This is a genomic window from Sphingobium sp. CFD-2, from assembly GCF_024611135.1.
GTDB lineage: Bacteria > Pseudomonadota > Alphaproteobacteria > Sphingomonadales > Sphingomonadaceae > Sphingobium > Sphingobium fuliginis.
Genome location: NZ_CP084405.1, coordinates 929,119 through 955,087 on the forward strand (window position 1 = coordinate 929,119; position 25,969 = coordinate 955,087).

At 66.5% G+C, this 25,969-nt stretch carries 26 protein-coding genes and 1 tRNA gene; 13 read left to right on the forward strand and 14 right to left on the reverse strand.

The features are described 5' to 3' along the window. Positions 1-123: 123 nt before the first annotated feature. From LDB29_RS04370 to LDB29_RS04380, 3 genes are all read left to right on the forward strand, one after another. A complete protein-coding gene (locus LDB29_RS04370; protein WP_025551056.1) occupies positions 124-1,044 on the forward strand; it encodes a LysR substrate-binding domain-containing protein in 921 nt (306 codons plus the stop codon). 416 nt (positions 1,045-1,460) lie between these two features. Further along, positions 1,461-3,749 (forward strand): DNA topoisomerase IV subunit A, encoded by a 2,289-nt coding sequence (parC, locus tag LDB29_RS04375; RefSeq protein WP_025551256.1) that lies wholly within the window; start codon positions 1,461-1,463, stop codon positions 3,747-3,749. A gap of 93 nt (positions 3,750-3,842) precedes the next feature. Continuing rightward, on the forward strand, positions 3,843-5,585 hold the full coding sequence (locus LDB29_RS04380; protein ID WP_373278261.1) for a putative bifunctional diguanylate cyclase/phosphodiesterase: 1,743 nt from the start codon (positions 3,843-3,845) through the stop codon (positions 5,583-5,585). Here LDB29_RS04380 and LDB29_RS04385 read toward each other — a convergent pair. From LDB29_RS04385 to LDB29_RS04400, 4 genes are read right to left on the reverse strand one after another with little or no spacing between them, the layout of a single operon-like run. After that, the gene (locus tag LDB29_RS04385; RefSeq protein WP_099185829.1) at positions 5,549-6,760 is read right to left on the reverse strand and encodes a CCA tRNA nucleotidyltransferase; all 1,212 of its coding nucleotides are present in this window, start codon (positions 6,758-6,760) and stop codon (positions 5,549-5,551) included. The genes LDB29_RS04380 and LDB29_RS04385 overlap by 37 nt on opposite strands. Continuing rightward, a complete protein-coding gene (locus LDB29_RS04390) occupies positions 6,741-7,352 on the reverse strand; it encodes a CoA pyrophosphatase (protein ID WP_099185828.1) in 612 nt (203 codons plus the stop codon). Before LDB29_RS04390 ends, LDB29_RS04385 begins: the two co-directional genes overlap by 20 nt. After that, complete coding sequence (locus tag LDB29_RS04395; protein ID WP_025551253.1) at positions 7,349-7,915, reverse strand: DUF1285 domain-containing protein; 567 nt, start codon at positions 7,913-7,915, stop codon at positions 7,349-7,351. Before LDB29_RS04395 ends, LDB29_RS04390 begins: the two co-directional genes overlap by 4 nt. Positions 7,916-7,960: 45 nt before the next feature. Further along, positions 7,961-8,479, reverse strand: a complete 519-nt coding sequence (locus LDB29_RS04400) for a GNAT family N-acetyltransferase (protein ID WP_037483800.1) — start codon at positions 8,477-8,479, stop codon at positions 7,961-7,963. A gap of 127 nt (positions 8,480-8,606) precedes the next feature. Between LDB29_RS04400 and LDB29_RS04405 the strand changes: the two genes are divergently transcribed. Then, a complete protein-coding gene (locus LDB29_RS04405; RefSeq protein ID WP_025551250.1) occupies positions 8,607-8,990 on the forward strand; it encodes a dihydroneopterin aldolase in 384 nt (127 codons plus the stop codon). A gap of 45 nt (positions 8,991-9,035) precedes the next feature. On the opposite strand, the gene LDB29_RS04410 is transcribed toward LDB29_RS04405, so the two are convergent. Beyond that, positions 9,036-9,980: an isopenicillin N synthase family oxygenase gene (locus LDB29_RS04410; RefSeq protein ID WP_257556304.1), complete on the reverse strand. Its 945-nt coding sequence runs from the start codon at positions 9,978-9,980 to the stop codon at positions 9,036-9,038. Between the two features lie 106 nt (positions 9,981-10,086). Here LDB29_RS04410 and LDB29_RS04415 point away from each other — a divergent pair, with 106 nt between their 5' ends. Further along, entirely contained in the window at positions 10,087-10,494 is a 408-nt protein-coding gene (locus LDB29_RS04415; RefSeq protein ID WP_099185827.1) for an EVE domain-containing protein, read from the forward strand. A gap of 140 nt (positions 10,495-10,634) precedes the next feature. Continuing rightward, on the forward strand, positions 10,635-10,913 hold the full coding sequence (locus LDB29_RS04420) for a hypothetical protein (protein WP_025551248.1): 279 nt from the start codon (positions 10,635-10,637) through the stop codon (positions 10,911-10,913). Positions 10,914-10,981: 68 nt separating this feature from the next. Here the strand turns inward: LDB29_RS04420 and LDB29_RS04425 are convergent, their stop codons facing one another. Then, on the reverse strand, positions 10,982-11,284 hold the full coding sequence (locus LDB29_RS04425; RefSeq protein WP_025551246.1) for a glycine zipper 2TM domain-containing protein: 303 nt from the start codon (positions 11,282-11,284) through the stop codon (positions 10,982-10,984). A gap of 121 nt (positions 11,285-11,405) precedes the next feature. Between LDB29_RS04425 and LDB29_RS04430 the strand changes: the two genes are divergently transcribed. Continuing rightward, positions 11,406-11,846 (forward strand): cupin domain-containing protein, encoded by a 441-nt coding sequence (locus tag LDB29_RS04430; protein ID WP_025551245.1) that lies wholly within the window; start codon positions 11,406-11,408, stop codon positions 11,844-11,846. A gap of 515 nt (positions 11,847-12,361) precedes the next feature. Here the strand turns inward: LDB29_RS04430 and LDB29_RS04435 are convergent. From LDB29_RS04435 to LDB29_RS04455, 5 genes are all read right to left on the reverse strand, one after another. Further along, complete coding sequence (locus LDB29_RS04435) at positions 12,362-12,754, reverse strand: YkvA family protein (RefSeq protein WP_025551244.1); 393 nt, start codon at positions 12,752-12,754, stop codon at positions 12,362-12,364. A gap of 127 nt (positions 12,755-12,881) precedes the next feature. After that, positions 12,882-12,956, reverse strand: a tRNA-Thr gene (locus LDB29_RS04440). A gap of 31 nt (positions 12,957-12,987) precedes the next feature. Beyond that, positions 12,988-13,848, reverse strand: a complete 861-nt coding sequence (locus LDB29_RS04445) for a hypothetical protein (RefSeq protein WP_025551243.1) — start codon at positions 13,846-13,848, stop codon at positions 12,988-12,990. Beyond that, positions 13,845-15,155: a replication-associated recombination protein A gene (locus LDB29_RS04450; RefSeq protein ID WP_257556308.1), complete on the reverse strand. Its 1,311-nt coding sequence runs from the start codon at positions 15,153-15,155 to the stop codon at positions 13,845-13,847. The genes LDB29_RS04445 and LDB29_RS04450 overlap by 4 nt, the downstream gene beginning before the upstream one ends. A gap of 28 nt (positions 15,156-15,183) precedes the next feature. Then, positions 15,184-16,362 carry a glycosyltransferase family 1 protein gene (locus LDB29_RS04455; protein WP_044661992.1) on the reverse strand — a complete coding sequence of 393 codons (1,179 nt, stop codon included), beginning with the start codon at positions 16,360-16,362 and terminating at the stop codon, positions 15,184-15,186. 123 nt (positions 16,363-16,485) lie between these two features. Here LDB29_RS04455 and LDB29_RS04460 point away from each other — a divergent pair, with 123 nt between their 5' ends. Together LDB29_RS04460 and LDB29_RS04465 are read left to right on the forward strand one after the other, a co-directional pair. Beyond that, positions 16,486-16,704 (forward strand): DUF2945 domain-containing protein, encoded by a 219-nt coding sequence (locus tag LDB29_RS04460; protein ID WP_025551239.1) that lies wholly within the window; start codon positions 16,486-16,488, stop codon positions 16,702-16,704. Positions 16,705-16,761: 57 nt separating this feature from the next. Next, on the forward strand, positions 16,762-17,412 hold the full coding sequence (locus LDB29_RS04465; protein WP_193666783.1) for an MOSC domain-containing protein: 651 nt from the start codon (positions 16,762-16,764) through the stop codon (positions 17,410-17,412). A 38-nt stretch (positions 17,413-17,450) separates the two neighbouring features. Here the strand turns inward: LDB29_RS04465 and purU are convergent, their stop codons facing one another. The 3 genes from purU to LDB29_RS04480 all read right to left on the reverse strand — a co-directional run bounded on the left by purU (position 17,451) and on the right by LDB29_RS04480 (position 20,498). Continuing rightward, entirely contained in the window at positions 17,451-18,290 is an 840-nt protein-coding gene (purU, locus tag LDB29_RS04470) for a formyltetrahydrofolate deformylase (protein WP_371873091.1), read from the reverse strand. A gap of 88 nt (positions 18,291-18,378) precedes the next feature. Continuing rightward, positions 18,379-19,407, reverse strand: coding sequence for a 2-oxoadipate dioxygenase/decarboxylase family protein (locus LDB29_RS04475; RefSeq protein ID WP_025552273.1), 1,029 nt, complete (start codon positions 19,405-19,407; stop codon positions 18,379-18,381). A gap of 65 nt (positions 19,408-19,472) precedes the next feature. After that, a complete protein-coding gene (locus LDB29_RS04480) occupies positions 19,473-20,498 on the reverse strand; it encodes an SPOR domain-containing protein (RefSeq protein ID WP_099185825.1) in 1,026 nt (341 codons plus the stop codon). Positions 20,499-20,664: 166 nt separating this feature from the next. Here LDB29_RS04480 and LDB29_RS04485 point away from each other — a divergent pair, with 166 nt between their 5' ends. The 4 genes from LDB29_RS04485 (at position 20,665) to LDB29_RS04500 (ending at position 25,958) form a co-directional block, all read left to right on the forward strand. Then, positions 20,665-21,384 carry a ParA family protein gene (locus LDB29_RS04485; protein ID WP_044661996.1) on the forward strand — a complete coding sequence of 240 codons (720 nt, stop codon included), beginning with the start codon at positions 20,665-20,667 and terminating at the stop codon, positions 21,382-21,384. Positions 21,385-21,399: 15 nt separating this feature from the next. Then, positions 21,400-21,936: a hypothetical protein gene (locus LDB29_RS04490; protein WP_025550962.1), complete on the forward strand. Its 537-nt coding sequence runs from the start codon at positions 21,400-21,402 to the stop codon at positions 21,934-21,936. 14 nt (positions 21,937-21,950) lie between these two features. Further along, positions 21,951-23,258: an SPOR domain-containing protein gene (locus LDB29_RS04495; RefSeq protein ID WP_099185824.1), complete on the forward strand. Its 1,308-nt coding sequence runs from the start codon at positions 21,951-21,953 to the stop codon at positions 23,256-23,258. 276 nt (positions 23,259-23,534) lie between these two features. Next, on the forward strand, positions 23,535-25,958 hold the full coding sequence (locus LDB29_RS04500) for a TonB-dependent receptor (RefSeq protein ID WP_257556316.1): 2,424 nt from the start codon (positions 23,535-23,537) through the stop codon (positions 25,956-25,958). Positions 25,959-25,969 lie beyond the last annotated feature (11 nt).

The following is a 25,969-nucleotide window of genomic DNA, read 5'->3' on the forward strand; positions in this document are numbered from 1 at the left end:
CTCCTTTTCCATGAATGATCCGGAGAATGGATTTCGTTTCGTGGGAATTCCTATCGCTCTTTTCCGGTGGGGCGGCCAACAAAAGGATGGACGCGAATCATAAGGCTGGCTTATCCATGCCGGATGAGCCAGCTGCCGCCCCTATCCGCCGTCCGCGTGTTCGAGGCCGCCGCGCGGCTGGAGAATTTCACGGTTGCGGCGCAGGAACTGGGGATGACCCAGGCGGCCGTCAGTTATCAGGTGAAATTGCTTGAGGAGCGGCTGGGCATCAGCCTGTTCCAGAGGGCGGGGCGGAAAGTGGCGCTGACCGACAAGGGGCGGGAGATCGCCACGATCCTGTCCCGCGCCTTCGACCAGATGCGGGAAGGGTTCGCCGCGCTGACGCAGGACCATTCGACGATCCTGACGATCAGTTGCACCAACAGTTTCGCGCATCTCTGGCTGGCGCAGCGCATCGGCACGTTCCAGATGCGCCAGCCGGGGCTGGCCGTGCGGATCGACGCGACCGACCGGGTGGTGGACTTCGCCCGCGACGGCGTGGACGTGGCGGTGCGGGGCGGGCGGGGCGATTGGCCGGGGCTGGAGGCGAAGCTGCTGACCCATAACCGGCTGGCGCCGCTGTGCAGCCCGTCATGGCTGGCGGCGAACGGGCCGATAGCCGACGCGCGGGCGCTGCACGCCATGCCGCGCCTGTCGCCGGACGACATGTGGTGGCATGAATGGTTCGCCGCCATGGGGGTGGAAGCGGACGGCAAGGGGCTGCCGCCCGCGATCGCGCTCGATTCCCAGGTGATGGAGGGGCGCGCCGCCATGGCGGGGCAGGGCGTGGCCATCGTCAATCCCTTCCTGTGGAAGACCGAGGTGGAGGCCGGGTTGCTGGTGGAGGCCCTGCCATCCTATGTCCGGGAACGGGCGAGCTATTGGGTGGTCTATCCGCCCCATGCCCGCAACACCGCTAAGGTGAAGGCCTTTCGCGACTGGATCGGCGCGGAGTTCGCGCGGGAGATCGCGGCGGACCCGGAGGCGCGGTTTTTGCCGCGGTGATAGGAGTTGATGTCGCGTGTTCCTGTGGAGGCGGGAAACCAGTTCTGCGCTAGGTCGCGTGGGCGAGTTCGGAATGTCGGGAAAGGCCGATTCAGGACATTCCCCTCCCGTAAACGGGAGGGGTTAGGGGTGGGCGCGAGCGGAGCGAGCTTCTGACTTAGCCGTTGAAAATTCACGCTGATGTCGCGCCAGCCCACCCCCTAGCCCCCTCCCGCCTGCGGGAGGGGGAATGTCCGCAATCCACCCGGATCACTCAATCCGGGGGGTCTTGCATTTGTCCATGCTGCCTGGCGTGAAAGGGCGACAGCTGAACTGGGTTCTCATGAGCCATTTGTTTCCTTCGAGTGCCTTCGCAGGAGTACGGTGGGATTAAACCCCGTTTCCGTTTTGTCGCGGCGCTGCTATTCCCCGTTGCGATGACCGAATTTCGCGACCCGTTCGACGCTATCAAGGATCACCCGTTCGACGATGCGCTGTCCCAGCGCTACCTCGTCTATGCGCTCTCCACCATCACGGCGCGGTCGTTGCCGGATTTGCGCGACGGGCTGAAGCCGGTGCACCGGCGGCTGCTCTGGGCGATGCGGCTGCTGCGGATGGAGCCGGGCGGGGCTTCGCCCGACGTGCTGGTCGCCAATCCGGCGCGCAACACCACGCCGTACAAGAAATGCGCCCGCGTCGTCGGCGACGTCATCGGCAAATATCACCCGCATGGCGACGCGTCGGTCTATGACGCCATGGTGCGTCTGGCGCAGGATTTCTCGCTGCGCACGCCGCTGGTCGACGGGCAGGGCAATTTCGGCAATATCGACGGCGATAATGCGGCGGCGATGCGCTATACCGAGGCGCGGCTGACGCAGGCCGCCGCCGACCTGATGGCGGGGCTGGACGAAGGCACCGTCGAATTCCGCCCCACCTATAATGGCGAGGATCAGGAGCCGGAGGTGTTTCCCGGCCTGTTCCCCAATCTGCTGGCCAATGGCGCCACCGGCATCGCGGTCGGCATGGCGACCAGCATCCCGCCGCATAATGTCGCCGAACTGATCGATGCGGCCAGCCTGCTGATCGACAATCCGGACGCCGAGCATGCCGATCTGATGCGGATCGTGCGCGGTCCGGACTTTCCGACCGGCGGCGTGCTGGTGGACAGCGCTTCCATCATTTCAGAGGCTTATGCGACGGGGCGGGGATCGTTTCGAACCCGCGCCCGCTGGCACAAGGAGGATGGCGGGCGGGGCACATGGGTCGCGGTGGTGACGCAAATCCCCTTCCAGGTGCAGAAGTCCAAGCTGATCGAGCAGATCGCGGCGTTGATCAACGACAGGAAGCTGCCGATCCTGGCCGATGTGCGCGACGAGAGCGACACCGAGATCCGCATCGTCATCGAACCCCGCGCCCGCACCGTCGACCCGGACGTGCTGATGGACAGCCTGTTCCGGCTGACCGATCTGGAAAACCGCTTCCCGCTGAACCTGAACGTGCTGGACGCGACGCGCACGCCAAGGGTGCTGGGGCTGAAGACGGTCCTCGTCGAATGGCTGAAGCACCAGATCGACGTGCTGGTGAAGCGCGCCCAGCACCGGCTGGACAAGATCGCGGCGCGGCTGGAGCTGCTGGACGGCTATATCATCGCCTATCTGAACCTTGACCGGGTGATCGAGATTATCCGGACCGAGGATGAGCCGAAAGAGGTGATGATGGCCGAGTTCGGCCTGAACGACCGGCAGGCCGAGGCGATCCTGAACATGCGGCTGCGGTCCCTGCGCAAGCTGGAGGAGATGGAGCTGCGGCGCGAGCATTCGGAACTGCTGAAGGAACGCGACGAGCTGACAAAGCTGGTGGAAAGCCCGGCGCGGCAGCGGACGCGGCTGAAGAAGGACCTGGCGGACCTTCGCAAGCGCTATTCGCCCGAGGGCGATTTCGGCCGGCGGCGCACGCTGGTCGAGGAGGCGGCGCCGGCGCGGGAAATCCCGCTGGAGGCGATGATCGAGAAGGAGCCGATCACCGTGATCCTGTCCGAGCGCGGCTGGATCAGGGCGATGAGCGGGCATCGCGACCTTGCTTCGGCGGACACGCTGAAATTCAAGGAAGGCGACGGTCCGATGATCGCCTTCCACGCGCAGACCACCGACAAGCTGCTGCTGGCGACGGAGACCGGGCGCGTCTTCACGCTGGGCGCGGACAAGCTGCCGGGCGGGCGCGGCTTTGGCGATCCGGTCCGGTCGCTGGTCGACATGGACGGCACCGGCAATATCGTCGCCCTGCTGCCTGCGCGGGTGGGTGGCGAACTGCTGCTTGCATCCTCGGACGGGCGCGGCTTCGTGGCGGCGGTGGCGGATGTGATCGCCGAAACGCGCAAGGGCAAGCAGGTCGTCAATGTGCGGACCGGCGCGAAGCTGAGCGTCGTGCATCCCATCGCGCCGGAGGCGGACAGCGTCGCCGTGATGGGCGAAAACCGCAAGCTGCTGGTCTTCTCGCTCACTGAAATGCCGCGCATGGCGCGCGGTCAGGGCGTGCAGATGCAGCGCTATCGCGACGGCGGGCTGTCCGATGCCATCGCCTTCCGCCTGTCCGACGGGCTGAGCTGGGCCATGGGTGGAGGAACGGGGCGGGTGCGCACGGAAGCCGACATGACGCCATGGCGCGTCGCCAGGGGCGCGGCCGGGCGCATGCCGCCCACGGGCTTCCCGCGCGATAACCGGTTCTGAGAAGCTGATTTTTTCGTTACTATCGCGCTGGAATCGGGAATGTCGTTTCCCGAAAATTTACCCTTTGGGCCTATCGCCGGGCCTATGGAAGCCATGTCGATGCGTGATCGGCCGACCGAAATGCCGGACATCCAGCTCCTTCTGGGGCAGGATGACGCGCATCTTTCCCATCGCGTGGCGATAGCGGACTGGCTGGCTGCGCTGCCTTATCCGGCGGCTGCATTCTCCTTCGAAGACAATAGGTTGTCCATGGTGGCGACCAATGCGCCGTTCGGAAGCTGCTTCACCTGCAGCAACCCGGGCGAAGCCGAACGGCCCCATGCGGCCGAATGGCGCAGGCGGATCGTGCAGAGCGTCCTGTCCGGGCGCGATTCGGAAGGTTTCGAATTGCGCCGCGACGGCATGTTGGGGCCCGAATATTTCTACTGCACCGTCGGGCGGCTGCCCGAACCGGATGGCGAACCCAATCTGTTCCTGTTCACCGCCCTCGACCGGACGAGCGACCGGACCATCGAGAAGAACCTGCGGCGGGAATTATTGTCCGACGGCCTGACCGCGCTTCCCAACCGCACGGGATTTGGCGAGGAGATCGAGGACCGGCTGACCAACACGCCCTGGCCGGACAATGCGCAGTTCGGCATCCTCGCCATCGATCTGAGCCGGTTCAGCCGGGTCAATGAATCCCTGGGCCCGATGGCCGGCGACGAGTTGCTGATCACGGTGGCCAAGCGGTTGAAATCCAGCCTGCGGCAGGGCGATGTGCTGGCGCGCATCGGCGGCAACGACTTTGCGATTTTCGCCAGGCTTAACAATGGTTTGTCGGACGCCCTTCATATCGTTCAGCGCATCCGGGACTCGCTCAGCTATCCGATCAGGCTGAGCGATCTGCAAATCCGGGTCGATTGCGCGATCGGCTGCGCCCTGTCGACCAGCCTGACCGAAGACCCCGAGGATGTGGTGCGCAAGGCGCAGGCCGCGGTGAAGATCGCCAAGCGCAGCGGCAAGGTGGAAATCTACCGCAATGGCGTGCTGAAGGAGGCGCAGCGGCGATTTTCCGTCGAGAGCCGCCTGCGCGATGCGCTGGCCCAGGGGGGGCTGACGCTGGCCTTCCAGCCGCTGATCCACCTGCAGACGGGTGAAATCACCGGCTTCGAGGCGCTGGCGCGGTGGGAGGATGAAGAACTGGGTCATGTTTCGCCCGCCGAGTTCATCGCCGTGGCGGAGGAAAGCGGGCTGATCACGCCGCTGGGCCGCTGGGCGGCCTATGAGGCGGCGCAGGCGCTCAGCCGGTGGGACGCGAAATTCGGCCAGGCGCTGCCGGTGGGCGTCAATGTGAACCTTTCCCCGATCCAGATGGCGCGGGACGATGTCGCATCCATGTTCGAGGAAGCGCTGCGCTATGCGGGCATTTCGGGCAAGCGGCTGACGGCGGAACTGACCGAAAGCGCCATCGTGGCGGACCCCGAAAAGGCGCGGAAGCTGTTGTTCGCGCTCAAGGACCTGCACATGCCGATCGCCATGGACGATTTCGGCACCGGCTATTCCAACCTGGCGAGCCTGCACAGCCTGCCCATCGACATATTGAAGATCGACCGCAGTTTCGTGACATCCATGCTGGAGGACCGGGACAAGGAGATCATGGTGCGCACCATCCTGTCGCTGGCCGAATCGCTGGGGCTGCATGTCACGGCCGAAGGGATCGAGACGCAGCAACTGGCCCATGCGTTGCAGAATCTGGGGTGCTGGCAGGGGCAGGGCTATTATTTCGCGCGGCCGATGGCGGAGGGCGATGCCTATGACTATTGGCGGGCGCGCTGGAATTTCGAAACGGTCTGATCCGCGATTTCCGAGACGCGGGCTGCGTCGGGAAAATCCTCCGCCACCCAGATGTCCTGAACCTCGGCCAGCGCCTTCGCCACGTCCGGGCCGGGCTGAAGGCCCCGCGCGATCAGGGCGCCGCCGCCCAGCGGCAGGCGCGGCGGGGCCCAGTCCGCGAGCATCTTCAGGCCGTCGAGCGGAGCCGAGGGATCGATCAGGATACGGTCGATGGCCCCTTCCACGCCGATCCGGAAGGCGAGGGCGCGGGGGGTCGCGCCGGTGGCGGCGCCTTCCAGCGCGGCGGTCAGGCGCTTGCGGGCCTTGTTGGACAATTTGAGCCGGGCGCCCACCTGATCGGCGGCGCGCGGGTCCGGCGGAAGCAGGGCCGCCAGGCGGCGCAGGGCCGCAGGGGCGATGCCGGAGGCGGCCTCCCGCTCGATCAGCATGGACAGGCGGGCCAGTCCGTCATGGTCGACCTCCGGCAGGACGGGCAGCAATATGCCGCCGTCGACCATGAGCCGGAGCGAGGCGAGCGGCCCGGGCAGGGCGAGCAGTTTGAGCAGTTCGTCCGCAATGCGTTCGCGCGAAAGGGCCATCAGGCTGTTGGCGGCGTCGCGGCAGGCGGCATAGGCCTCCACATCCGGTTCGTCATGGCCGAAGCGCGCGAGGAAACGGAAATAGCGCAGGATGCGGAGATGATCCTCCGCGATGCGGGCGCTTGCCTCTCCGATGAAGCGGACGCGATGCGCGCGGAGATCGGCGACGCCGCCGAAGAAGTCCGTGATGGTGTGGGTGAGGGGGTCGGCATAGAGCGCGTTGATCGTAAAATCGCGCCGGGCGGCGTCTTCGCGCCAGTCGTCGGTATAGGCGATGGTGGCGCGGCGGCCGTCCGTGCTGACGTCGCGGCGGAGGGTTGTGATCTCCACCGGCCAGCCGTTGATCACCGCCGTGATCGTGCCATGGTCGATGCCGGTGGGCACGGCCTTTATCCCCGCGGCCCTGAGGCGGTCGATGACGGACTGCGGCTCCAGCACGGTGGCGATGTCCAGGTCGTTGACCGGCAGGCCCAGAAGGCCGTCGCGAACGGCGCCGCCGACGAAGCGGGCGAGGCCCTGTTCCGCGCCGAGCGCCCTCAGCAGCGCGTCCAGGCCGGGGCGATGGCGCCAGTCGGCGTCAGGCAGCAGGCTGGTCATGGCCTAGCCTGCGCGACAGATTGGCGAGGATCGCGGCGGTGATGCCCCAGATGCGGCGTCCTTCCCAGAATATTTCGTAATAATGCCTTTCAACACCCTGATAATCTATCGATTTTCTAATCCGGTTGGCGGGATCGAGGGCGAAGGAGAGGGGAAGTTCGAACAGCTCCGCCACCTCCGCTTCGCGGGGGGAGAGGGGAAGGTCGGGCGGGATCACGCCCAGCACGGGGACGATGTCGAAGCCGGTGAAGGTGTGATAGCGGTCCGACGTGCCGATGATGTCGACAAGGCCGGGAGGGAGGCCGATCTCCTCCTGCGCTTCCCGCAGGGCGCCGGCGATTTCGTCGGGGTCGTCGTCGTCGACCCGTCCGCCGGGGAAGGCGACCTGTCCGGCATGCTGGCGCAGTCCGGCGGAGCGCTGGGTCAGGATCAGCCCGGGTTCGGGACGGTCGGTGATCGCGACCAGCACGGCCGCGGGCGAGAGCAGGATGTCGCCGTCGATCCGGGGGTCGCGGGTGTCGGAGGGTATCAGGCCGACCTCCCGCTCATGCCCCTGCCTGAGGGCGGTCCGCAGCCGTTCCGCCAGGGTCATGCCGATCCGTCCAGCGCGAAGAAGGCGCCGTTGCTCCAGAGGCCGATGGGTTGGGCGCCTTCGTCCAGCGCCAGGTTCATCAGTTCATAATAGACGCTGCGGGCGATCAGCGCCTCCAGCCCGCCGCGGACATGGAGATAGGGATGCGGCCCGTCCGGCGTTTCGCGCAGGACAAGGGCATTGTCCGGGCCGGCGGCGACCAGGTCGCCCGTGTTGAGCCGGAAGGCGAGGTTGCGCGCCCGGCCTTCGCCTTCGCTCTTGAGCTCGACGGCGATGAAGGGGGCATCCTCCACCTCGATCGAGAGTTTCTCTACGGGCGTGACCAGGACGTGGCTGCCGTCGGGTTCGCGGCGCAGGATGGTGGAGAAGAGGCGGACCATGGCTTCGCGGCCGATGGGCGAGCCCTGATGGAACCAGGTGCCGTCGCGGGCGATGCGCATGTCGCTGTCGCCGCAATGGTCGGGGTTCCACTTCTCCACGGGCGGAAGGCGCTTTTCCGCCAGCAGGCGCGCGACATCGCTGAGGGACAGGTTGGAAAGATCGGGGGGCGGCTCCATCGGCATGGGGCCGAGATAGGGGCGCTTGGGCGCGAAGGCAAAAGGGAAATTTCAGGCGCGGACGGTGGCGCGCGGACCCAGCATGCCCGTGCCGCCTATCGGCCTACCGTCGACCGACAGCGCCAGCAGGCGGCGCGGCTCGAACGGGCCGGGGCAGTCCCAGCCGCCGGTGCCTTCGGCCGAAAAGCCCCAGAAGCGGCCATAATATTCCGGATCGCCGATCATCATCAGCGGATCGCTTCGCCGCGCGCGGGCGGCCGCGACGACGGCGTCCATCAGCGCGCGGCCGTGGCCGGCGCCCTGCACCGCGGGGTCCACCGCGACGGGGCCGACCATGATGAGCGGCGTCCGGCTGCCGTCTTCATGGGCGAGCGCGACGGGCCAGCTTTGCAGGGAGCCGATGAGCCTGCCCTCCCCATCCCGCATGCCGAAGGAGAGTTCGGGCAGCCAGGGCATGCCGTCGCGAATCAGATAGGCGGTGCGACCGTGCCGGTCAGGGCCGAAGGCCGCGTCAAGCAGTTGCTCGACCGCGTTCCGCGACATCATGTTGAGGGGCACTATCACAGACACGTCTTGCCGATCCGTCCTCAATGGCGCATGGACGCGCCGAGAGCGGCGGGCTTTAGCGCGTGGCTCGCAAAATAAAAGTCTAAACTGGGGCCGGCCCGCGGCAGGGACGGCCTGAATGTGGCGAGCTATGAACAGCGGATTTGACGATTTCCTGACGTTGGAGGTGAATAATCTGGACGTGGATGTCCTGACCGGCATCTATTCGGAGGAAACGCACCTGCCGCAACCGCTGCGCATATCGATCAGGGCGCGGCTGAAGATCGCGGACCATTACGATCCCGACACGCCGCTGTCCCGGTCCAAAAATTACATGGACCTGAAACATGCCGCGACCGCGGCCCTGCCGGAAGGACAGCATTTCACGCTGATCGAGGCGGTGGCCGATCATATCATCGAGACGATCTTCCTCCAGGACGACAAGGTGACCCATGTCGAGGTGAAGATCGTGAAGCTCGCCCTCAGCGAGAAGGGCGAGGAGATCGGGATCACCATGGGGCGCGGGCGGAGATAGGGCGGTTTCCGGGCGATCGGAACCGATCGCCCGTCATTCCCGTCGCTACCCCTTGGTCAGGCCGATTTCCCGCAGCCGTTCGGTCAGATAGTCGTGCGCGGTTATGGGCGGGTCGCGGCGGGGATGCGCCGCATCGACGCATTGGGGCAGGGCGTCGATCAGGAAGTCCGGCCGCAGGTGCAGGAAGAAGGGCATGGAATAGCGCGAATGGCCGCGCCGTTCCGGCGGCGGGTTGACGACGCGGTGGCTGGTCGAGGGCAGGCGATGGTTGGTCAGCCGCTGGAGCATGTCGCCCACATTGATGGCGAGCGCGCCCGGCGGCGGAACCACGGGCAGCCAGTTGCCGTCCCGGTCCCTGAGTTCCAGCCCGCCTTCCTCGGCGCCCAGCAGCAGGGTGATGAGGTTGATGTCCTCATGCGCGCCGGCGCGGATGCCCGGCGCTTCCGGCGAGACGGGCGGATAATGGAGCAGGCGCAGGATCGAATTGCCGTTTTCGATGGGCTTGTCGAACCAGCGCTCCTCCAGCCCCAGATAAAGGGCGATGGCGGACAGCAGTTCGGCGCCGACGCGGTCGAATTCGGCATAGAGGCGCGTGAACGTCTCATGAAATTCCGGCAGCTCGTCCGGCCAGACATTGGGCGGCATGCTTTGCGCCAGCGGATCGCCCTCGGGCAGGTCGCGGCCGACATGCCAGAATTCCTTGAGGTCGTTCTCGCTCGCGCCCTTGGCGATTTCCACGCCGAAGGCGGTGTAGCCGCGCTGGCCGCCATTATATCGGGCGTCGTAGCGGCGCTTTGCCTCCTCCGGCAGGGCGAAGAACCGGCGGGCGAGCGCCCAGCCCCGGTCGATCAGCGCCGGGTCCATGCCATGGTCCTTCACCATGGCGAAGCCGAAGCGCTGGAAGGAGCCGCCGAAGGCGGCGGCGAAGTCGGCCCTTTCCATATTGCCCAAGGACAGGACAGGCACTTGTCCCAGCAGGGATTGCGACACGTGATTCTCCGAAATTCAACTGGACCCGCCCAGGCGCGCCGTCCTGGCGCCGCCGGGCCATGCGCGCATCCTTGATCGTCCTTCGCGGCTGATGCAAGGAGAAGCCATGAACTATTGGCTGATGAAATCGGAACCCGACGCCTTTTCCTACGACGATCTGGCCGCAAAGGGGAAGGCGGAGTGGGACGGGGTGCGAAATCATGCCGCGCAAGGCCATATGAAGGCGATGCGCAAGGGCGATCTTTCGATCTTCTACCACAGCAATATCGGGGTCGAGGCGGTCGGCATCATGGAGATCGTCGAGGAAGCCGCGCCCGACAGCACGGACGGGACGGGCAAGTGGGTGGCCGTGCATGTGGCGCCGAAGGAAAAGTTCGCCAAGCCCGTCACGCTGAAGACGATGAAGGCCGATCCGAAGCTGGCCAATATGGTGATGATACGCCAATCGCGCCTTTCCGTGTCCCCGCTGACGGCGGCGGAATTCAAACATATTCTTGATTTATCAAAGGGTTGAGTTGGCGGTTGCGGGAAATGCAATTGTTTCGCCTTTGTTTGCGATTGTCGTTTTAGCGCGGCGCACCATAAATCGGCATCAACAGAAAAGAATATTCCAGAGGTGTTTGATCGGCATTCACAAGGAGTTTACCCATGCGAATGCTGTCCAAGTTTGTCCTTTCCGCCCTGTTCGCCGCCGGCGCCGCCAACGCTCCCGCCCATGCCGAAGACGCTGCCAAGCAGAAGTTCACGCACGAGGGCTACACCTATGTGTATGACGTCAAGGACACCAAGACCGGCAAGGTGATTTCGGGCCGTCGCTATCCCGACGCCGTCGCCTTCAACCTGTCGGTCAAGAATGGCCGCGTGTCGGGCGTTTCCGGCGGTCAGTCGGTGGCCTTCAAGGTCGATGAGGCGCGCGGCGCGGCTGCCGAATAAGCCTTGAATGTCTTGAAGACATGAAAAAAGGGCGGCTTCCCATCGGAAGCCGCCCTTTTTCGCGCCTGTCAGCGGCAGCGGCGCTTGCTGTCGATTTCCTTGCCGAGCAGCGCGCCGCCGGCGGCGCCCAGGATCGTGCCGGTCGCGCGGTCGCCGCGGGTGTCGATGGCGCGGCCGACCAGAGCGCCGCCCACGCCGCCGACGATCAGGCCGGTGGTGCCGTTGGACTTGCGGCAGTACATGCGGCCGTCGCGGCCGCGCCATTCGCGATATTGATAATGGCGGCGGGCGTTGGCGCCGTCCGTCGGGATCGCCATCGAAGCGGGAATGGCCAGCGAGACGGCGGCCATGGCCATAAGGGCTTTACGCATTTTTTCTCCTCCAAAAGACGTGCTTTGATCGTTCAACCCGCGCATATTGATGGAGGTTGCATGAACCTGCGACAACGGCGCATCATGTTGTTTTTCCGGGCATAAATTTTGAGGCAGGGCGATGGACGGTTGCGATGAAGCGGCAGCGGGGGCTTTGATCCGGCTCCTCGACCTTGCGCCGCATCCGGAGGGGGGATGGTTTCGGGAAAGCTGGCGCGCGCCGGCCGGAGCGGGCGAACGGGCAGGCGGGACCGCGATCTATTTCCTGCTGGAGGCGCACCAGGCTTCGCACTGGCACCGGGTCGACGCCGTCGAGCACTGGTTCTGGCATGCCGGGGCGCCGCTCACCCTCTCGATCGCGGATGAAGGAGGGGCTGCACGGGACATGCTGCTGGGCGGGGACGTGCTGGCGGGGCAGCAGCCGCAAGGGCTGGTCCCGGCCCATCATTGGCAGGCGGCGCGGCCGATGGGCGGATGGACGCTGGTCAGTTGCGTGGTCGTGCCGGGCTTTGAATTTTCCGGCTTCACGCTGGCGCCGCGAGGCTGGTCGCCGGGCGGCTGAACCATGCGGAAAAATTATCCACACTTATCCACAGCTTTAGCGCGAGGCGGTCTTCAGGGTGCAAGATTCCGCTTTGAGCGACTCGCTTTTGGTGAGAGCATCCTCTTATCGGAAAGACCGGGAGACAGAGCGATCTGGATGCCAAAGTCGATGAGAAATCAGCGACTTGAAGGAATTTTCGAGCGTCGGGAAAGAAGCATGGACCGGAAGGAAAATGCGGAAATCCGATGGTTCTCAATAGACGGTGCCGTGCACGCGCGAAAGTGAACGTCGGGCATCGAATAAAGAGGACAGGCTGCGGGAGAACGGCCGACCGGCCGGGCAAGCGGAGCCGACACGATAGCAAAGCCTTTGAGGCGGACCTATCGCACGCCGAGTCCGATGATCGCATCTTGAAAGAGAAGCGGATCGAGAGACGCGACGGAAGTGGGGACCGGCAGAAATGCCGGCCCCCATTTTGTTTTGGGGCCAGGGCGCGCTGCGTCAGATTGCGCAGGTCGCGCTCTGAAACATGATCAGCGGGCGCGATGGGCGATCCAGTGGGCGGCGTACAGTGACAGCGCCAGACCCGAAGCAAGCCAGATCAGGAGGATGACCGCCATTGCCGTGCGGCTTTTGGGACGGTCCGACAGGCGTTGCGCTTCGGTGCGGAACTGCGCCATCAGCGGCGCGGGAATGAGGCGGATCGCCAGGGCGATGCCGAGCGGCAGGATGATGAGATCGTCCAGATAGCCCAGGATCGGGATGAAGTCCGGGATCAGGTCGACCGGGCTGAGCGCGAAGGCGGCGACGGCGGCGGCGACGAGCTTTGCGGCCGGGGGCGTGCGGCTGTCGCGGGCGGCGAGCCACAGGGCCATGATGTCGACCTTCAGCGCGCGGGCCCAGTTTTTCAGGCGTCGATATGCCATCGGGCGAGTATAGGGCAGGTGGCGTGGAATCAGAACCTGTCGGTTCGGTTCGGGCTGCGCGGAATGTTTCGACAGGGGACTTCGGCTTCGTCCGGCCTCACCCCGGCATGGACGGTTCTGGAAGTCATGGTGCCGGCTGAGGGGATCGAACCCCCGACCTTCGGTTTACAAAACCGCTGCACTACCGCTGTGCTAAGCCGGCCCATCCGTTTCGGACGGGGAGCGCCTTACTATCAGATGATGCCGAACGTCCAGCCCTCTGTTGCGGCGATTTTTTCGTTGAGCGGCGCCGGGTTCCACAGGCTGGGGCGGGGGGCCGCGCGGCGGAGCCAGGCGGCGGTCAGGATCGCGTCGGCGCCATGGTCGTCGGGGGGAAGGCCCATATGCGGTTGTGACCCGACGGCGAATAGCGCGTCGTTCAGCGCCGGGAGGTCGCGCATCTTGGCCCGGCCCTTGGGGCGTCCGGCGGCGCGCGCGGCGATGCTGGTGTAGATTTCCACGATCAGCGAGCCGATCGGCGGCGGCGGGTCGAAGGGCCAGACGGGGACGTGCGGATGGACATGGTGGAGCAGGCGCATCCCTGAAAAACTGGCCTTGGCGACCTGCGCCGCGCCGATGGCGTCATAGACGGTGGAGGGCTTGCCGCCGCCTTGCGCGTTGTAATGCGCCTCGCAGGCGCGGTTGTGCATATAGTCCGCCTTGATGCCGTCGGCCTTGCCGAAATAGAAATGCCGCCGGTGGGTGCGTTCGAGCAGGCTGGCGGCGCCCAGATCCTCGTCCGCGCAAATGCCGTCGACATAGGCCCAGAAGGCCGGGCCGGTGGCGGGCACGTCGTCGCCGGGGAGGTAGCTTCGGCGCGCGACATAGGGCGGGGCGAAGCTGAAATCGAAGCCGAACAGGGTCGGGGCTTCGGCCGCGGTGCGGACAAGCCAGTCAGCGACGGCGCGGCGCGACCAGAGGCCGCCGCCGTCCGGATGCTGGAGCCGGGGCGCCGCATCGCCGGCTTCGCACAGGGCGACGGCTATGCCCTTGTGGCGCGATCCCTTTGCGCCGGACCAGTCGATGACCGCATAGCGGGCAAAGCGGGGGGTCATTTCGGGCGGCGTTCGGCCCTCAGGCGGTCCCAATAGGCCATGCGTTCGGCAATGCGCGCTTCGAAGCCGCGCTCGGTGGGGGCGTAGAAGCTTTGGGGCTGCATTTCCTCGGGCCAGTAATTGTCGCCGGAAAAGCCGTCCTGCGCGTCGTGGTCGTACTGATAGCCCTTGCCATAGCCGATGGTCTTCATGAGCTTGGTCGAGGCGTTCAGGATGTTCTGCGGCGGCATGAGCGAGCCGGTCTCGCGGGCGGACCTCCAGGCGGATTTCATGGCGCTGTAGGCGGCGTTGGACTTGGGCGCGGTGGCGCAATAGAGGCAGGCCTGGACGATGGCGAGTTCGCCTTCGGGGGAGCCGAGAAAGTCGTAGCTGTCCTTGGCGGCGAGGCACTGGACGACCGCCTGCGGGTCGGCAAGGCCGATGTCCTCCACGGCGAAGCGGACGAGGCGGCGCAGCACGTAGAGCGGCTCCTCGCCCGCGGTCAGCATGCGGGCGAGATAGTAGAGCGCGGCTTGCGGGTCGGAACCGCGCAGGCTTTTGTGGAGCGCGGAGATGAGGTTGTAATGACCCTCCCGGTCCTTGTCATAAACCGCGACGCGGCGGTGGAGCAGGGCGGAAAGGCCCGCCGGATCGAGCGGCTGCGGGACGCCGATGGAATAGAGGGTCTCCACCTGGTTCAGCAGGAAGCGTCCGTCGCCGTCGGCGCTGGCGAGCAGGGCTTCGCGGGCGGCTGCGTCGAGCGGCAGGGGGCGTTCCATCAGCGATTCGGCGCGTTCCAGCAACTGTTCGAGGGCGGTTGCGTCGAGGCGGCGCAGGATCAGCACCTGCGCGCGGGAGAGGAGCGCGGCGTTGAGTTCGAAGCTGGGATTTTCGGTGGTCGCGCCGACCAGGGTGACGGTGCCATCCTCCACGAAGGGGAGGAAGCTGTCCTGCTGCGCGCGGTTGAAGCGATGGATCTCGTCCACGAAGAGCAGTGTCTTTTCGCCCCGCCGGGCATGGTCCCTTGCGGCGGCAAAGACCTTCTTGAGGTCGGCGACGCCGGAGAAGACGGCGGAGATCGGTTCGAAACGCATGCCGACGGCGTCCGCCAGCAGGCGGGAGATGGTGGTCTTGCCCGTGCCCGGCGGGCCCCAGAGGATGATCGAGGAGAGCCGGCCGGCGGCGACCATGCGGCCGATCGCGCCATCCGGTCCGGTCAGATGATCCTGCCCGACGACGTCCGCCAGCGCGCGGGGGCGCAGCTTGTCGGCCAGCGGCGCTTCGGCTGGGACAGGGGGGAGATCGTCGGGGGCGAAAAGATCGGCCATCGCCTGTGATATAGGAAGGCTTTTGCGTTCAGGGAACAGGGCTCGACCGGACCAGCGCGCCATGTTCGCGCTGGCGGATGATGCGGATATAGGTGTCGACCAGCGCCTGGTTCACCTGATCCCAGCCATAATGTTCCGCCTGCGCCATGGCGGCCGCGCCGGCGGCGGAGCGCGTGGCGGGATCGGTGCAATAGACGGTCAGCGCGTCGGCAAAGGCGGTGATCGCGCCGGGGCGGATCAGGCGGCCGGTGACGCCGTCGGTGACAAGGCTCTCGCTGCCGGTGGCGCGGGCGGCGACGGTGGGCAGGCCGCAGGCCATCGCCTCCAGCGTGACGTTGCCGAAGGTTTCCGTGACGCTGGGGTTGAACAGCATGTCCATGCCCGCGACGGCGCGGCCGAGGTCCGCGCCCTTCTGGAATCCGGTGAAGACGGCGTTGGGCAGGCGGTTCGCGAACCATTCCCGCGCCGGCCCTTCGCCGACGATCAGCACCTTGTGCCGCACATTCTTCGCCGCCAGATGATCGATCGTGTCGGAAAAGACGTCGAGGCCCTTTTCCATCACCAGGCGGCCGATGAAGCCGATCACCGGTTCGTCGTCCGCGATGCCGAGCGACCGGCGCCACGCCATGTCGCGGCGGCCGGGATGGAAGATGTCCCGGTCTATGCCGCGGGTCCAGATGCCGACATCATAGCTCATCCGCTGTTCGCGCAGGAGCTGCGCCATCGATTCGGACGGGGCGACGATGGCGTCGCAGCGGCGGTAGAAGCGGCGGAGCAGCGATTCGATCACCGGCTCCAGAAAGGCGAGGCCGTAATAGCGCGGATAGGTTTCGAAGCGCGTGTGGACGGAGGCGACCGCCGGCAGCCCGTGGCGGCGCGCCCAGGCCACGGCGCGATGGCCGAGCGGATCGGGGCTGGACACATGGACGAGGTTCGGGCGGAAGGCCTTCAGGTCGCGGCGGACGGCGCCCGACATGCGGTAGGGAATCCGATATTCGCGGCGGCCGGGCACGGGCACCGACGGCGCGCTGACCAGATCGCCCGCCGGATCGAAGGCCGGGCTGTCCGTGGTGGGCGAATAGACGCGCACCGCCGCGCCCTGCCGCAGCAGATAGGCGACGAAGCGGTTGAGCGCCTGGTTCGCGCCATCGCGCACATAATTGTAATTGCCGCTGAAGAGCGCGACGCGAAGCCCCGTGACATCCATCCGCCGCCCTTAACGCAGGCAGGCGCAAAACCCAAGGGAACCAGGACGGCATTCGGGATTTTTGCCTTGCGGCAGCAATGATGGCCGGCCGGCGCGGTTGTTCCCCGAAGGAGAGAATGCTTGATGACCGGAAGCTTTCGCAAAGGAGCGAGGGTCAAGTGGAATTGGGGGCAGGGCGTCGGCCGCGGGAGAGTGGCCGAGCGGTTCGAGCAGCAGGTCGAGCGCCGGATCGAGGGCGCCGTCATCAGGCGGAACGGTTCCCGCCGCAATCCCGCCTATCTGGTGACCACCGACAGCGGGTGCGAAGTGCTGAAGCTGGGTTCGGAGCTGTCCCCCGCCTGAGTAATTTTCCTGCCGAGCGGCCTTTTCCCGGTCATGGCTTCCATGGCAAGGGAGGGCATGACCCTTTGTTCCATGACCGTCGACGCGCTGCTGACCGGGATGCCCGCGCCCTTTCGCGACGGCGACTATAGCGCGATCGCGAAGAAGCCGGTGACGGGCGCGGTGCGGATCGGCTGGCTGGGCCTTGAAGGCGACGGGGTGGCCGACAAGGTGCATCATGGCGGGTGGGACAAGGCCATCCACCTCTATCCGCAGGACCATTATGGCTGGTGGCGCGAGCGCAAGCCCGGTCATCCCTTGCTGGAAGGGCCGGGCGCCTTTGGCGAGAATATCGCGTCGCGCGGGATGACCGAGGAGGAGATCTGCCTTGGCGACCGCTTTGCGCTGGGCAGCGCGGTGGTCGAGGTGAGCCATGGACGGCAGCCCTGCTGGAAGCTCGACCATCGTTTCGGCGCGCGCGACGTGATGGCGGCCATCGTGAAGACCGCGCGATGCGGCATCTATTTTCGGGTCTTGCGGGAGGGGGAGGCGGAGGCCGGCACGCAGATGGAATTGCTGGAGCGGCCATGGCCCGAGTGGCCGGTCGCGCGGCTGTTCCGGCTGCTGATCGGGGGAGGGCACAAGGGCGAGCCGGACGCCGTGAGGGCGCTGGCGGACATGCCGGTGCTGGCCGAGGCGTGGCGGGACAGGGCGCGCAAGCTGGCCTGAAGGCCGGCGGGGTCGCGGTCGCCCCGATTAGCGCCCGATTAGCGGAAAACCACCGTTTTGCCGCCATTTTGCAGGACCCGGCGGTCGGCCAGCCATGTGACGGCGCGGGCGAGCACCTGCGCTTCGATGTCGCGTCCGATGCGGATCATGTCCTCCGCCGTGGCGCGATGGTCCACGCGCTCCACCGCCTGTTCGATGATCGGCCCTTCGTCGAGATCGGCAGTCACGAAATGCGCCGTGGCGCCGATCAGCTTCACGCCCCGCTCATGCGCGCGGTGATAGGGGCGCGCGCCCTTGAATCCGGGAAGGAAGCTGTGGTGGATGTTGACGCAGCGGCCGGCGAGTTTCTCCACCAGTTCCTCTGAGAGCACCTGCATATAGCGGGCGAGGATCAGATATTCCGAGCGTGTCCGTTCGAACAGGCCGAGCAGCGCTTCCTCCTGCGCGGCCTTGTCGCCATTGGGCGGAAGCTCGTGATAGGGAATGCCGTGCCATTCGGTGATCCGGCGCATGTCGGGATGGTTGGACACCACGCCCATGATGTCGACCGCCAGCGTGCCCGTCTGCCAGCGGTGCAGCAGGTCCGCCAGGCAGTGCGACCCCTTGGACACCGCGATCAGCATGCGCGGCTTTTCATCGGCGGCGGTCAACCGCCAGTCCATGGCGAAGCGGGCGCCGACATCGCCGAATTCGCCGCGCAGCCTGCCGGTGTCGCCCATGCGGCCGTCCGTCGCCTCGAACGCGACGCGCATGAAGAAGCGGCCTGCTTCCCGGTCGGCATATTGCTGGCTGTCGGTGATGAAGCCGCCGCGTTCCGCCAGGAACTGGCTGACGGCGGCGACGATGCCGACGCGGTCGGCGCAGGCCAGGGTCAGCACCCAGGATGGGACAACCGGATCAGTCAACGCGCATCTCCCCGCAAAAATCGGGAACCCGTTGCCTCAAGCCCGCGCGCCGATCAACCCGTTATGCGCGTCCTTCGCCCTGGGTGCTGGTCATCGCGAAGATGCCGGTCGCATTGCCGGTGTCGAAGGCCAGGTCCAGCCTGCCGGTTGCGGGATCGATGTCCCGGCTGATGAATTCGTAGAAGGAGCCCGGAACCCGGCGCAGTTCGTTGCCGGCGAAGAGCCGTTCCACCGTGTCGGCGCGCAGGGCGGTTTGCCGCACCCGCCCGGTGCGGGAGATTTCCAGCCGATCCTTGATCGGCCAGTCCTCCGCCTTCAGCCGTTCCGCCAGCGCGGCGACGTCCGCCACCCGGTCGGTGGCGTGGTTGAAGGCGTTTCCTTCCGTCGCGATCCAGCCCGCCTCATGGGATCGGGAGAGCAGCAGTTCATAATCCTCGACGCTCGGCGGCTGATGCTGCCGGTCGAAGGCGGCGACGATCACCGGCAGGGCGGCGGCCGCCTCCGCCAGCGTGACGGGCTGGCCGTCCGCGAATTTCCCGAGCACGGCCTGCGCCTCCCCCGTCAGCGGATCGCGGGATGTGCCGAACACCCGCGCCGCCGTTTCGGCGAATTCCGGGTCGAAGCGGTCGGCATGCAGTTCCGACAGGAAGAATTGGGGAATCGCTTCGGGCAGGTCGGCATGGCGATAGGCGCGGCCCGTCATCCGCAGCCGGTCGAGCGGATAGACCGCCGCCATCTCATAGCCCAGCGGCAGCAATATGCGGGTGAAGGCCTCCTCCCCCGGGGGCAAGCGTCCGGTCGCGCCTTCGGCCAGCCTCATGGTGCGCAGCGCGCCATGGTCGAACAGCACCTTGCCCCCATGCGCCAGCCGGTCCGCGACATAGGCCGCTCCGCTCGGCACCCGCCGCAGCAGGTCGTGGAACAGCGCCACGTTCATCGCCATGGTGAAGGCGGCGCGGGAGACATGGGGACCGCCCTGTTCCGTCAGGCGGCGGTCCAGATCGAGCGCCGCCAGCGCTGCACCCGCTGCTTCCGGGCCAAGAAGCCCCTCCACCAACGCATGGATCACCGATTGATTTTCGATCGACATGGGACGCTCCGTGCTGAGGTCCCATTATCGCATGGTTGAAATAAAATTCCAAGCTTTGGCAAGATTTACATCTTCTTCGGCATGCACTCCGCGCCGGCCGCCCTGATCGCGCCGCACAGCCGGGTCGCATCCGCGCCGCTCGCCAGGGGACCGGCCTGAAGTCGGGTCACGCCGCCGCTGGTCGATATATAGGGCTGGTAGCCGGACAGACCGCCGACCTTGGCGCTGAGCTGGGTCCAGAGCGTCCGGGCCCGCGCCTCCGCGCTGAAGGCGCCGATCTGCACGCGCCAGCCGCCGGCGGCTGGCTTGGGGAGGGCAGGCTTGGGGAGGGCAGGCTTGGGGAGGGCGGGCTTCGGGGCGGCGGGTCCGGCCTCCAGGGGTTTAGCGGCGGCTGTCCTTGCGGGCGCGGGTTTGGCCGCGGGTTCAGGCGCCTTGGGCCTGGGGGTCGAGGGCGGCAACTGCGCCGTCCGCACCGGGGCGGGAGCCTCCCGCACCACGGGGGCGGGCAGGCGAGGATCTTCCTCCTGCCGGCCGATCGAGCGGGCCATGGCGATGGCGTCGTTGCGCTGATCCTGCGGAATATATTTGTCCATCTGGCGGAGGCTGGCCGTCGCCTGCGCCAGTCCGGACTGCGACGCCCGCGTCATCAGCGCATAGGCGCGCACCCAGTTCTTGGCGGTCAGGTCTCCATTGAACAGGGCCGTACCGACGATATATTGCGCACGCGGCTCACCCCGTTCGGCGGCGCGTTGCAGATAGGGAAAGGCGCCGGCGCGGTCGCCCTGCTGGAACATCAGAAGGCCCAGATTGTCCTCGGCCCGGGCATGGCCCTGCTTCGCGGCCTTGCGGTACCAGTCGATGGCGAGGGCGGGATCGGCCTTCACGCCGCGGCCCAGCTTATAGGCCTGTCCCATGTTGAACTGCGCATCGGGATCGCCGGACTGCGCCAGCGGCTGCCACACCGCCACCGCCCTGGCATAATCGCCCTGTTGCCAGGCATCGACCCCGGCCTTCACATCGGCCGATGCGGCCTGCGTCAGGCTCAACATTGCTCCAGCGGCCAGCACGCCCCAGATACGCTTCATGCTCATGCTCCCAAGGGTTCCTGCCCGATCCTATGCCGTCACAAGGTTAATAGCGACTTAGCATTAAGAACATCGCCTTTTTAACGGGCGTCAGGCTTCCGCGCGGATTAACCAATTCTTAGGCGGGCCTGTGGCACTGCTTCCCTCCATTGGATTTTCTGGGGGAAATTGCGTGCGCATATTGGCATTGGCATCGCAAAAGGGGGGATCTGGCAAGACGACCCTGTCGGGGCATCTGGCCGTCCAGGCGCAGATGGCGGGCGCCGGTCCGGTCGTGCTGATCGACATCGACCCGCAGGGATCGCTGGCCGACTGGTGGAACGAGCGCGAGGCCGAATATCCCGCCTTCGCCCAGACCACGGTCGCCCGTCTGGCCGCCGATCTTGAGATACTTCGCCAGCAGGGCTTCAAGCTGGCCGTCATCGACACGCCGCCCGCCATCACCATGGCGATCCAGAGCGTCATTTCCGTGGCCGAGCTGATCGTCGTTCCGACCCGTCCCAGCCCGCACGACCTGCGCGCCGTGGGCGCCACGGTGGACCTGTGCGAGCGCGCGGGCAAGCCGCTGATCTTCGTCGTCAACGCCGCCACGCCCAAGGCGCGCATCACATCCGAAGCGGCGGTCGCCCTGTCGCAGCACGGCACGGTCGCACCGGTCACGCTGCACCACCGCACGGATTTCGCGGCGTCGATGATCGACGGCCGCACGGTGATGGAAGTCGACCCCAATGGCCGATCCGCAGGGGAGGTCACGCAGCTCTGGACCTATGTGTCCGACCGGCTGGAGAAGAATTTCCGCCGCACCGTCTTTTCCGTGCCGCACAATGCCGTCGGCACGGCCGGCACGGTTCGTCCGGCAAGCGGCGGCTTCGGCCGCCGGGTCACGCAATAAGGGAAGGGGAGCATCATGGCCGAACCGAAACCTCTCGCTTCGCTGACGTCCGGCCTGCTGGCGCGCAAGGGCGCCGCATCGCCCGCCATGCGCCGTCCCGTCTTCGGCCTGACCGCCGGAGCCACGGCGCTGCAGGAGGATCTGGGCTGGAACGACATGGGATTTGACGTGACGCAGCCGGAACCGGCGCCGTCCGAGGCCCGCTCCGTCGCCGGGCTGACCCCCATGACCGCGGTTCCCGCCGTGGCGCCGGTGCCCGCCGTCGTCACCGAACGCGAGGAACTGGCCGAGCGCATCGCCGAAACGGCCGTGCCGGCAAAGGTCGGGAAGGCCGGGAAGAAGGCCCGCGCCTCCGCCGTGGCGAAGGGGCGCAAGGCCGCCTTCACCCTGCGGCTGGATGCCGACCGCCATCTGAAGCTGCGCCTTGCCAGCGCCATCGTCGGCCGCTCCGCGCAGCAGATGGTGACCGAGGCGCTGGACGCCTATCTTGGCAGCCTGCCGGAAGTCGACCGGCTGGCCCAGCAACTGCCGCGCGCCCGCGGCGACAATTGAGGGTTGGGAAAGCCATGAAGCGCAAGGCCTTCGCCAAAGCAGCGGTCGCGTCGATGCTGATCGGCACGACCATGGTGGGATGCACCGGTGCGGCGTTCCGCACCACCGCCGCCGTCGCGCCGCAGAAGCCGGACCGTCTGGCGGCCGGCGTCGAGAAGGCGCTGGCGGATCGCGACGGGGCCCGCGCGGTCGAACTGGCGGAGGCGGCCGTGCAGGCGGCGCCGCAGGATGCGGGCTATCGCCAGTTGCTGGGCCGCGCCTATGTCGCCGGCGGTCGCTTCGCATCGGCGGAAACGGCGCTGACCGATGCGATGACGCTGGGCAATCGCGACGCCCGGACGATCATCACCCTTGCGCTGGTGCAGGTGGGACTGGGCAAGGATCGCGCGGCGCGCGACCTGCTCGCCAGCCATGCCGACATCGTTCCGGCGGCCGACTATGGTCTGGCGATGGCGATGGCGGGCGACGCGCCGGAGGGCGTGCGCATCCTGTCCGAGATGATCCATGATCCGTCGGCCAATGCGCGCACCCGCCAGAACCTGGCCTATGCCTATGCGCTGGCGGGCCGGTGGAAGGATGCGCGGATGATGGCGGGATTCGACCTCGATCCGCTTGCCGCCAACCAGCGCATCACCCAATGGGCGCAGAACGCCGCGCCCGGCCTTTCGCAGCAGCGGGTCGCTGCGCTGATGGGCGTGACGATCGACGGCGCCGATGCCGGTCAGCCTGTGGCTCTTGCCCTGGCGCCGCCGGCGTCGCCGGCCCGGATGGCGGAAGCCGCCCCGGTCGAGCAGGCCGTGGAGGCCGGTCCTGTCGCGCTTGCCGCCGCCGATCCCGCACCCGCGCCGCCGCCAGCCATGGCGGAAGCGCCGGCGCCGATGATCCAGGCCATTGCGGTCCCCGTCCGCGTCGCCGCCCCGCGCCAGGCCGCTCCGGCGCGTGTCGCGGCGGCTGCGCGCATGCAGCGGGCTCCGCGCCTTCAGCCGGCGGCTTTCCGCGCGAGTGGGAAGGGCGGCGGCCACTGGGTGGTCCAGCTCGGCGCCTATGACAATGCGGCCATCGCCAAGGAAAAATGGTTCTCCATGGCTCGCCGCAACAGCATGCTGGCGAATTTGCCGGTCGTCACCAGCCAGATCGCGGTGAACGGCGCCACCCTGGCCCGTCTGGCGGTCGGCGGCTTCGACGAGCGGGCGGAGGCGGTCGCGCTGTGCCGGGCCATACAGGCGCGGCGCGGTCAATGCTTCGTGCGGGAGAATGTGGCGGACGCGATGCCGCAGCGCTGGGCGCTGGCGACGCGCGGGCGCCAATTTGCCGGCCGCTGAAAAAAATCTTGCATTACAGGCGTCTTGCGGGCGGCTCCCCCATGGGAGCCGCCCGCTTCCTTTTTCGCTGCTGCCTGCGGGGCGGTGAAATGGGGAAGAAGCGGGGGAGCGGGACATCTGCCCTCCTCCTCCACCTATCAGCATTTCGAATGGGTGTATTCGAAGAACTAAATCGCCTCCCTTAGATTATATTCATAATGCAACGCCCCGAAGGCCGACCGGACGTCGTGCCGAATGGAGCGGCGCGCGACAGCGCCGCCTGGGGGATATATGCGGTTGAGTTCGAAAATCGGGCGGGTCCTGGCGGCCGGCACGAGCGCCATGGCCTTCTGCGCGGGCGGGGTCGCCGGGGCCGCGGAGCCCGATGCGCCGTCCCCGGCGCAGGCCGGGCCGGGAGACACCGGCGTGGAGGTGATCACGGTCACCGCGCGCCATCGCGCCGAAAAGCTTCAGGAAGTGCCGATCGCCGTCACCGCCCTGACGGAGCGGGACCTTGCCGCGTCCGGCAATTCCAGCATCCGCCAGATGCAGAGGCAGGTGCCGAGCCTTCAGATATTGGGGTTCAATCCGCGCAACATCACGATCCAGATCCGTGGGCTGGGAACGACGGGCGGCGCGGCCAACAGCGGCACCGAACCCGGCGTCGGCATCTATGTGGACGGCGTCTATCATGCGCGTCCGTCGGTGGTCGTCTTCGACACTTTCGACGTGGCCAATGTCAATGTCCTGCGCGGTCCACAGGGCACGCTGTTCGGCAAGAACACGGTGGCCGGCGCGATCGAGATCACCAGCCAGCGCGCATCCTATGAGCCCGAATTGCTGGGGGAGGTTTCCTATGGCAATTACGACTATGGCCAGATCAAGCTGGCGGCGTCGGGGCCATTGGGGGACAGCGGCTTCGCGGTCCGGGTCGCGGGCATGAAGGCGGACCGCAACGGCACCGTCTATAACAGCGTCTACAGGGACGACTGGCAGGATCACCATAACCAGGCCGTTCGCGGGGAGCTGGCCTATCGCAATGAGGATGAGAGCTTCACCGCCCGGCTGAACGCCGATTATAACGACCAGAATTCCTATTCGGCCATGCCCCGGCGCGGCGTCCTGCCGAAGCTGCGCGCGGATGGCAGCGTCGCGACCGCAAGGGGCTATTACGACCGGGCGCGCGACGCCGGTTATGTCCCGCCGCCCATAGACGCCTTTGCGCGGCGCATCGATGTGGATACGCCGTTCACGATCAACATGCAGACCGGCGGCGCTTCGCTTACCCTGGTGAAGAAGCTGCTGGGGGATCACAGCCTCACCTCGATCACCGCATGGCGGTTCTGGGACTGGAATCCCTCAATCGACAGCGACGGCACCGGCGCGGCGATCAACATCCAGACCAATCTGCCCACCGCCCAGCGGCAATGGAGCCAGGAACTGCGCATCGCCTCCCCCGGCGGGGGCGCGGTCGACTATACGGCGGGGCTTTATTATTTCTGGCAGCGCACCCGCGAGGTGCCGTTCAACACCTATGGCAGGGATGCCGCCAAATATCTGCTGGGCGCCGCCTTCCCTTCGGAAGCGCTGAACAATTTCAGCCAGACCGGCCTGCAGCTCTTCCACACCAAAAGCTATTCTGCCTTCGCCAATGCGACATGGCATGTGGATGAGCGCCTCGACCTTACCGGGGGCATCCGCTACACCTATGAGAAGCGCTCGGGCCGTTTCGAATCCGTGGCCGTGGGCGGCGTGCCGCTGACCGACCCGGTCTTCTCCACCCTGTCCCCCGAGCAGCTGACCGCCATCGCGTCCCGCCGGAACGGCTTCGCTCCCACGGCGCGATACGATGCGGCGACCGAGGGCGGGCGCGTGTCCGGGACGGTCAACGCGCTTTATCGGCTGGCCCCCGGCATCAACCTTTATGCCGGTTATTCGCGCGGCTTCAAATCGGCGGGGATCAACCTGGTGACGCCGGTGCAGCTCGCCAACGGGCCGGCTCCGGTGACTTTCGATCCGGAGATCGTGGATTCCTTCGAAATCGGCCTGAAGACCGATCTGTTCCACAACGCCGTCGCCTTCAACCTTGCCGCCTTCCGGTCCGACGACAAGGGCTATCAGGCCAATCAGGGGGTGATCGTGCAGACGGGCAGCGGGCCCATCGCCCGCTATTTCATCACCAATGCCGGCAAGGTCAGGACCCAGGGCGTCGAAATGGATGTCCGGGCGAGATGGAACGGCCTGTCGCTGACGGGCGCCGCCACCTATAACGACGCCAAATACCGGTCCTACACCAACGCCCAATGCCCCTATCTCTGGGTCACGGCGGCCAATGGCGGGATCTGCGACATTTCCGGGCGCCAGATCGCGGGCGTGTCGAAATTCGTCTATACCATCGCCGCCGAATATGCCTTCGCCCCACGGCCGATATTGGGCACGGAGGCGACGCTGTTCCTGGGCGGCGACTATAATCACCGGACCGGTTTCTACGGATCGCTCAATACCGATCCCTTCGCCCGCGTGCCGGGCTATGGGCTGGCGAGCGCCTATGCCGGAATCCGGAGCGCCGACAATCGCTGGGAATTGCGGCTGTGGGGCCGCAACCTCTTCGACAAACAATATTTCGTCAATGCGTCGGTCGATCAGGTCACGACCTATTCCTACAACGGGACGCTTGGCGATCCGCGCTTCTACGGCGCCACGCTCAGGATGAAGCTGTGAACCGCGCCGCC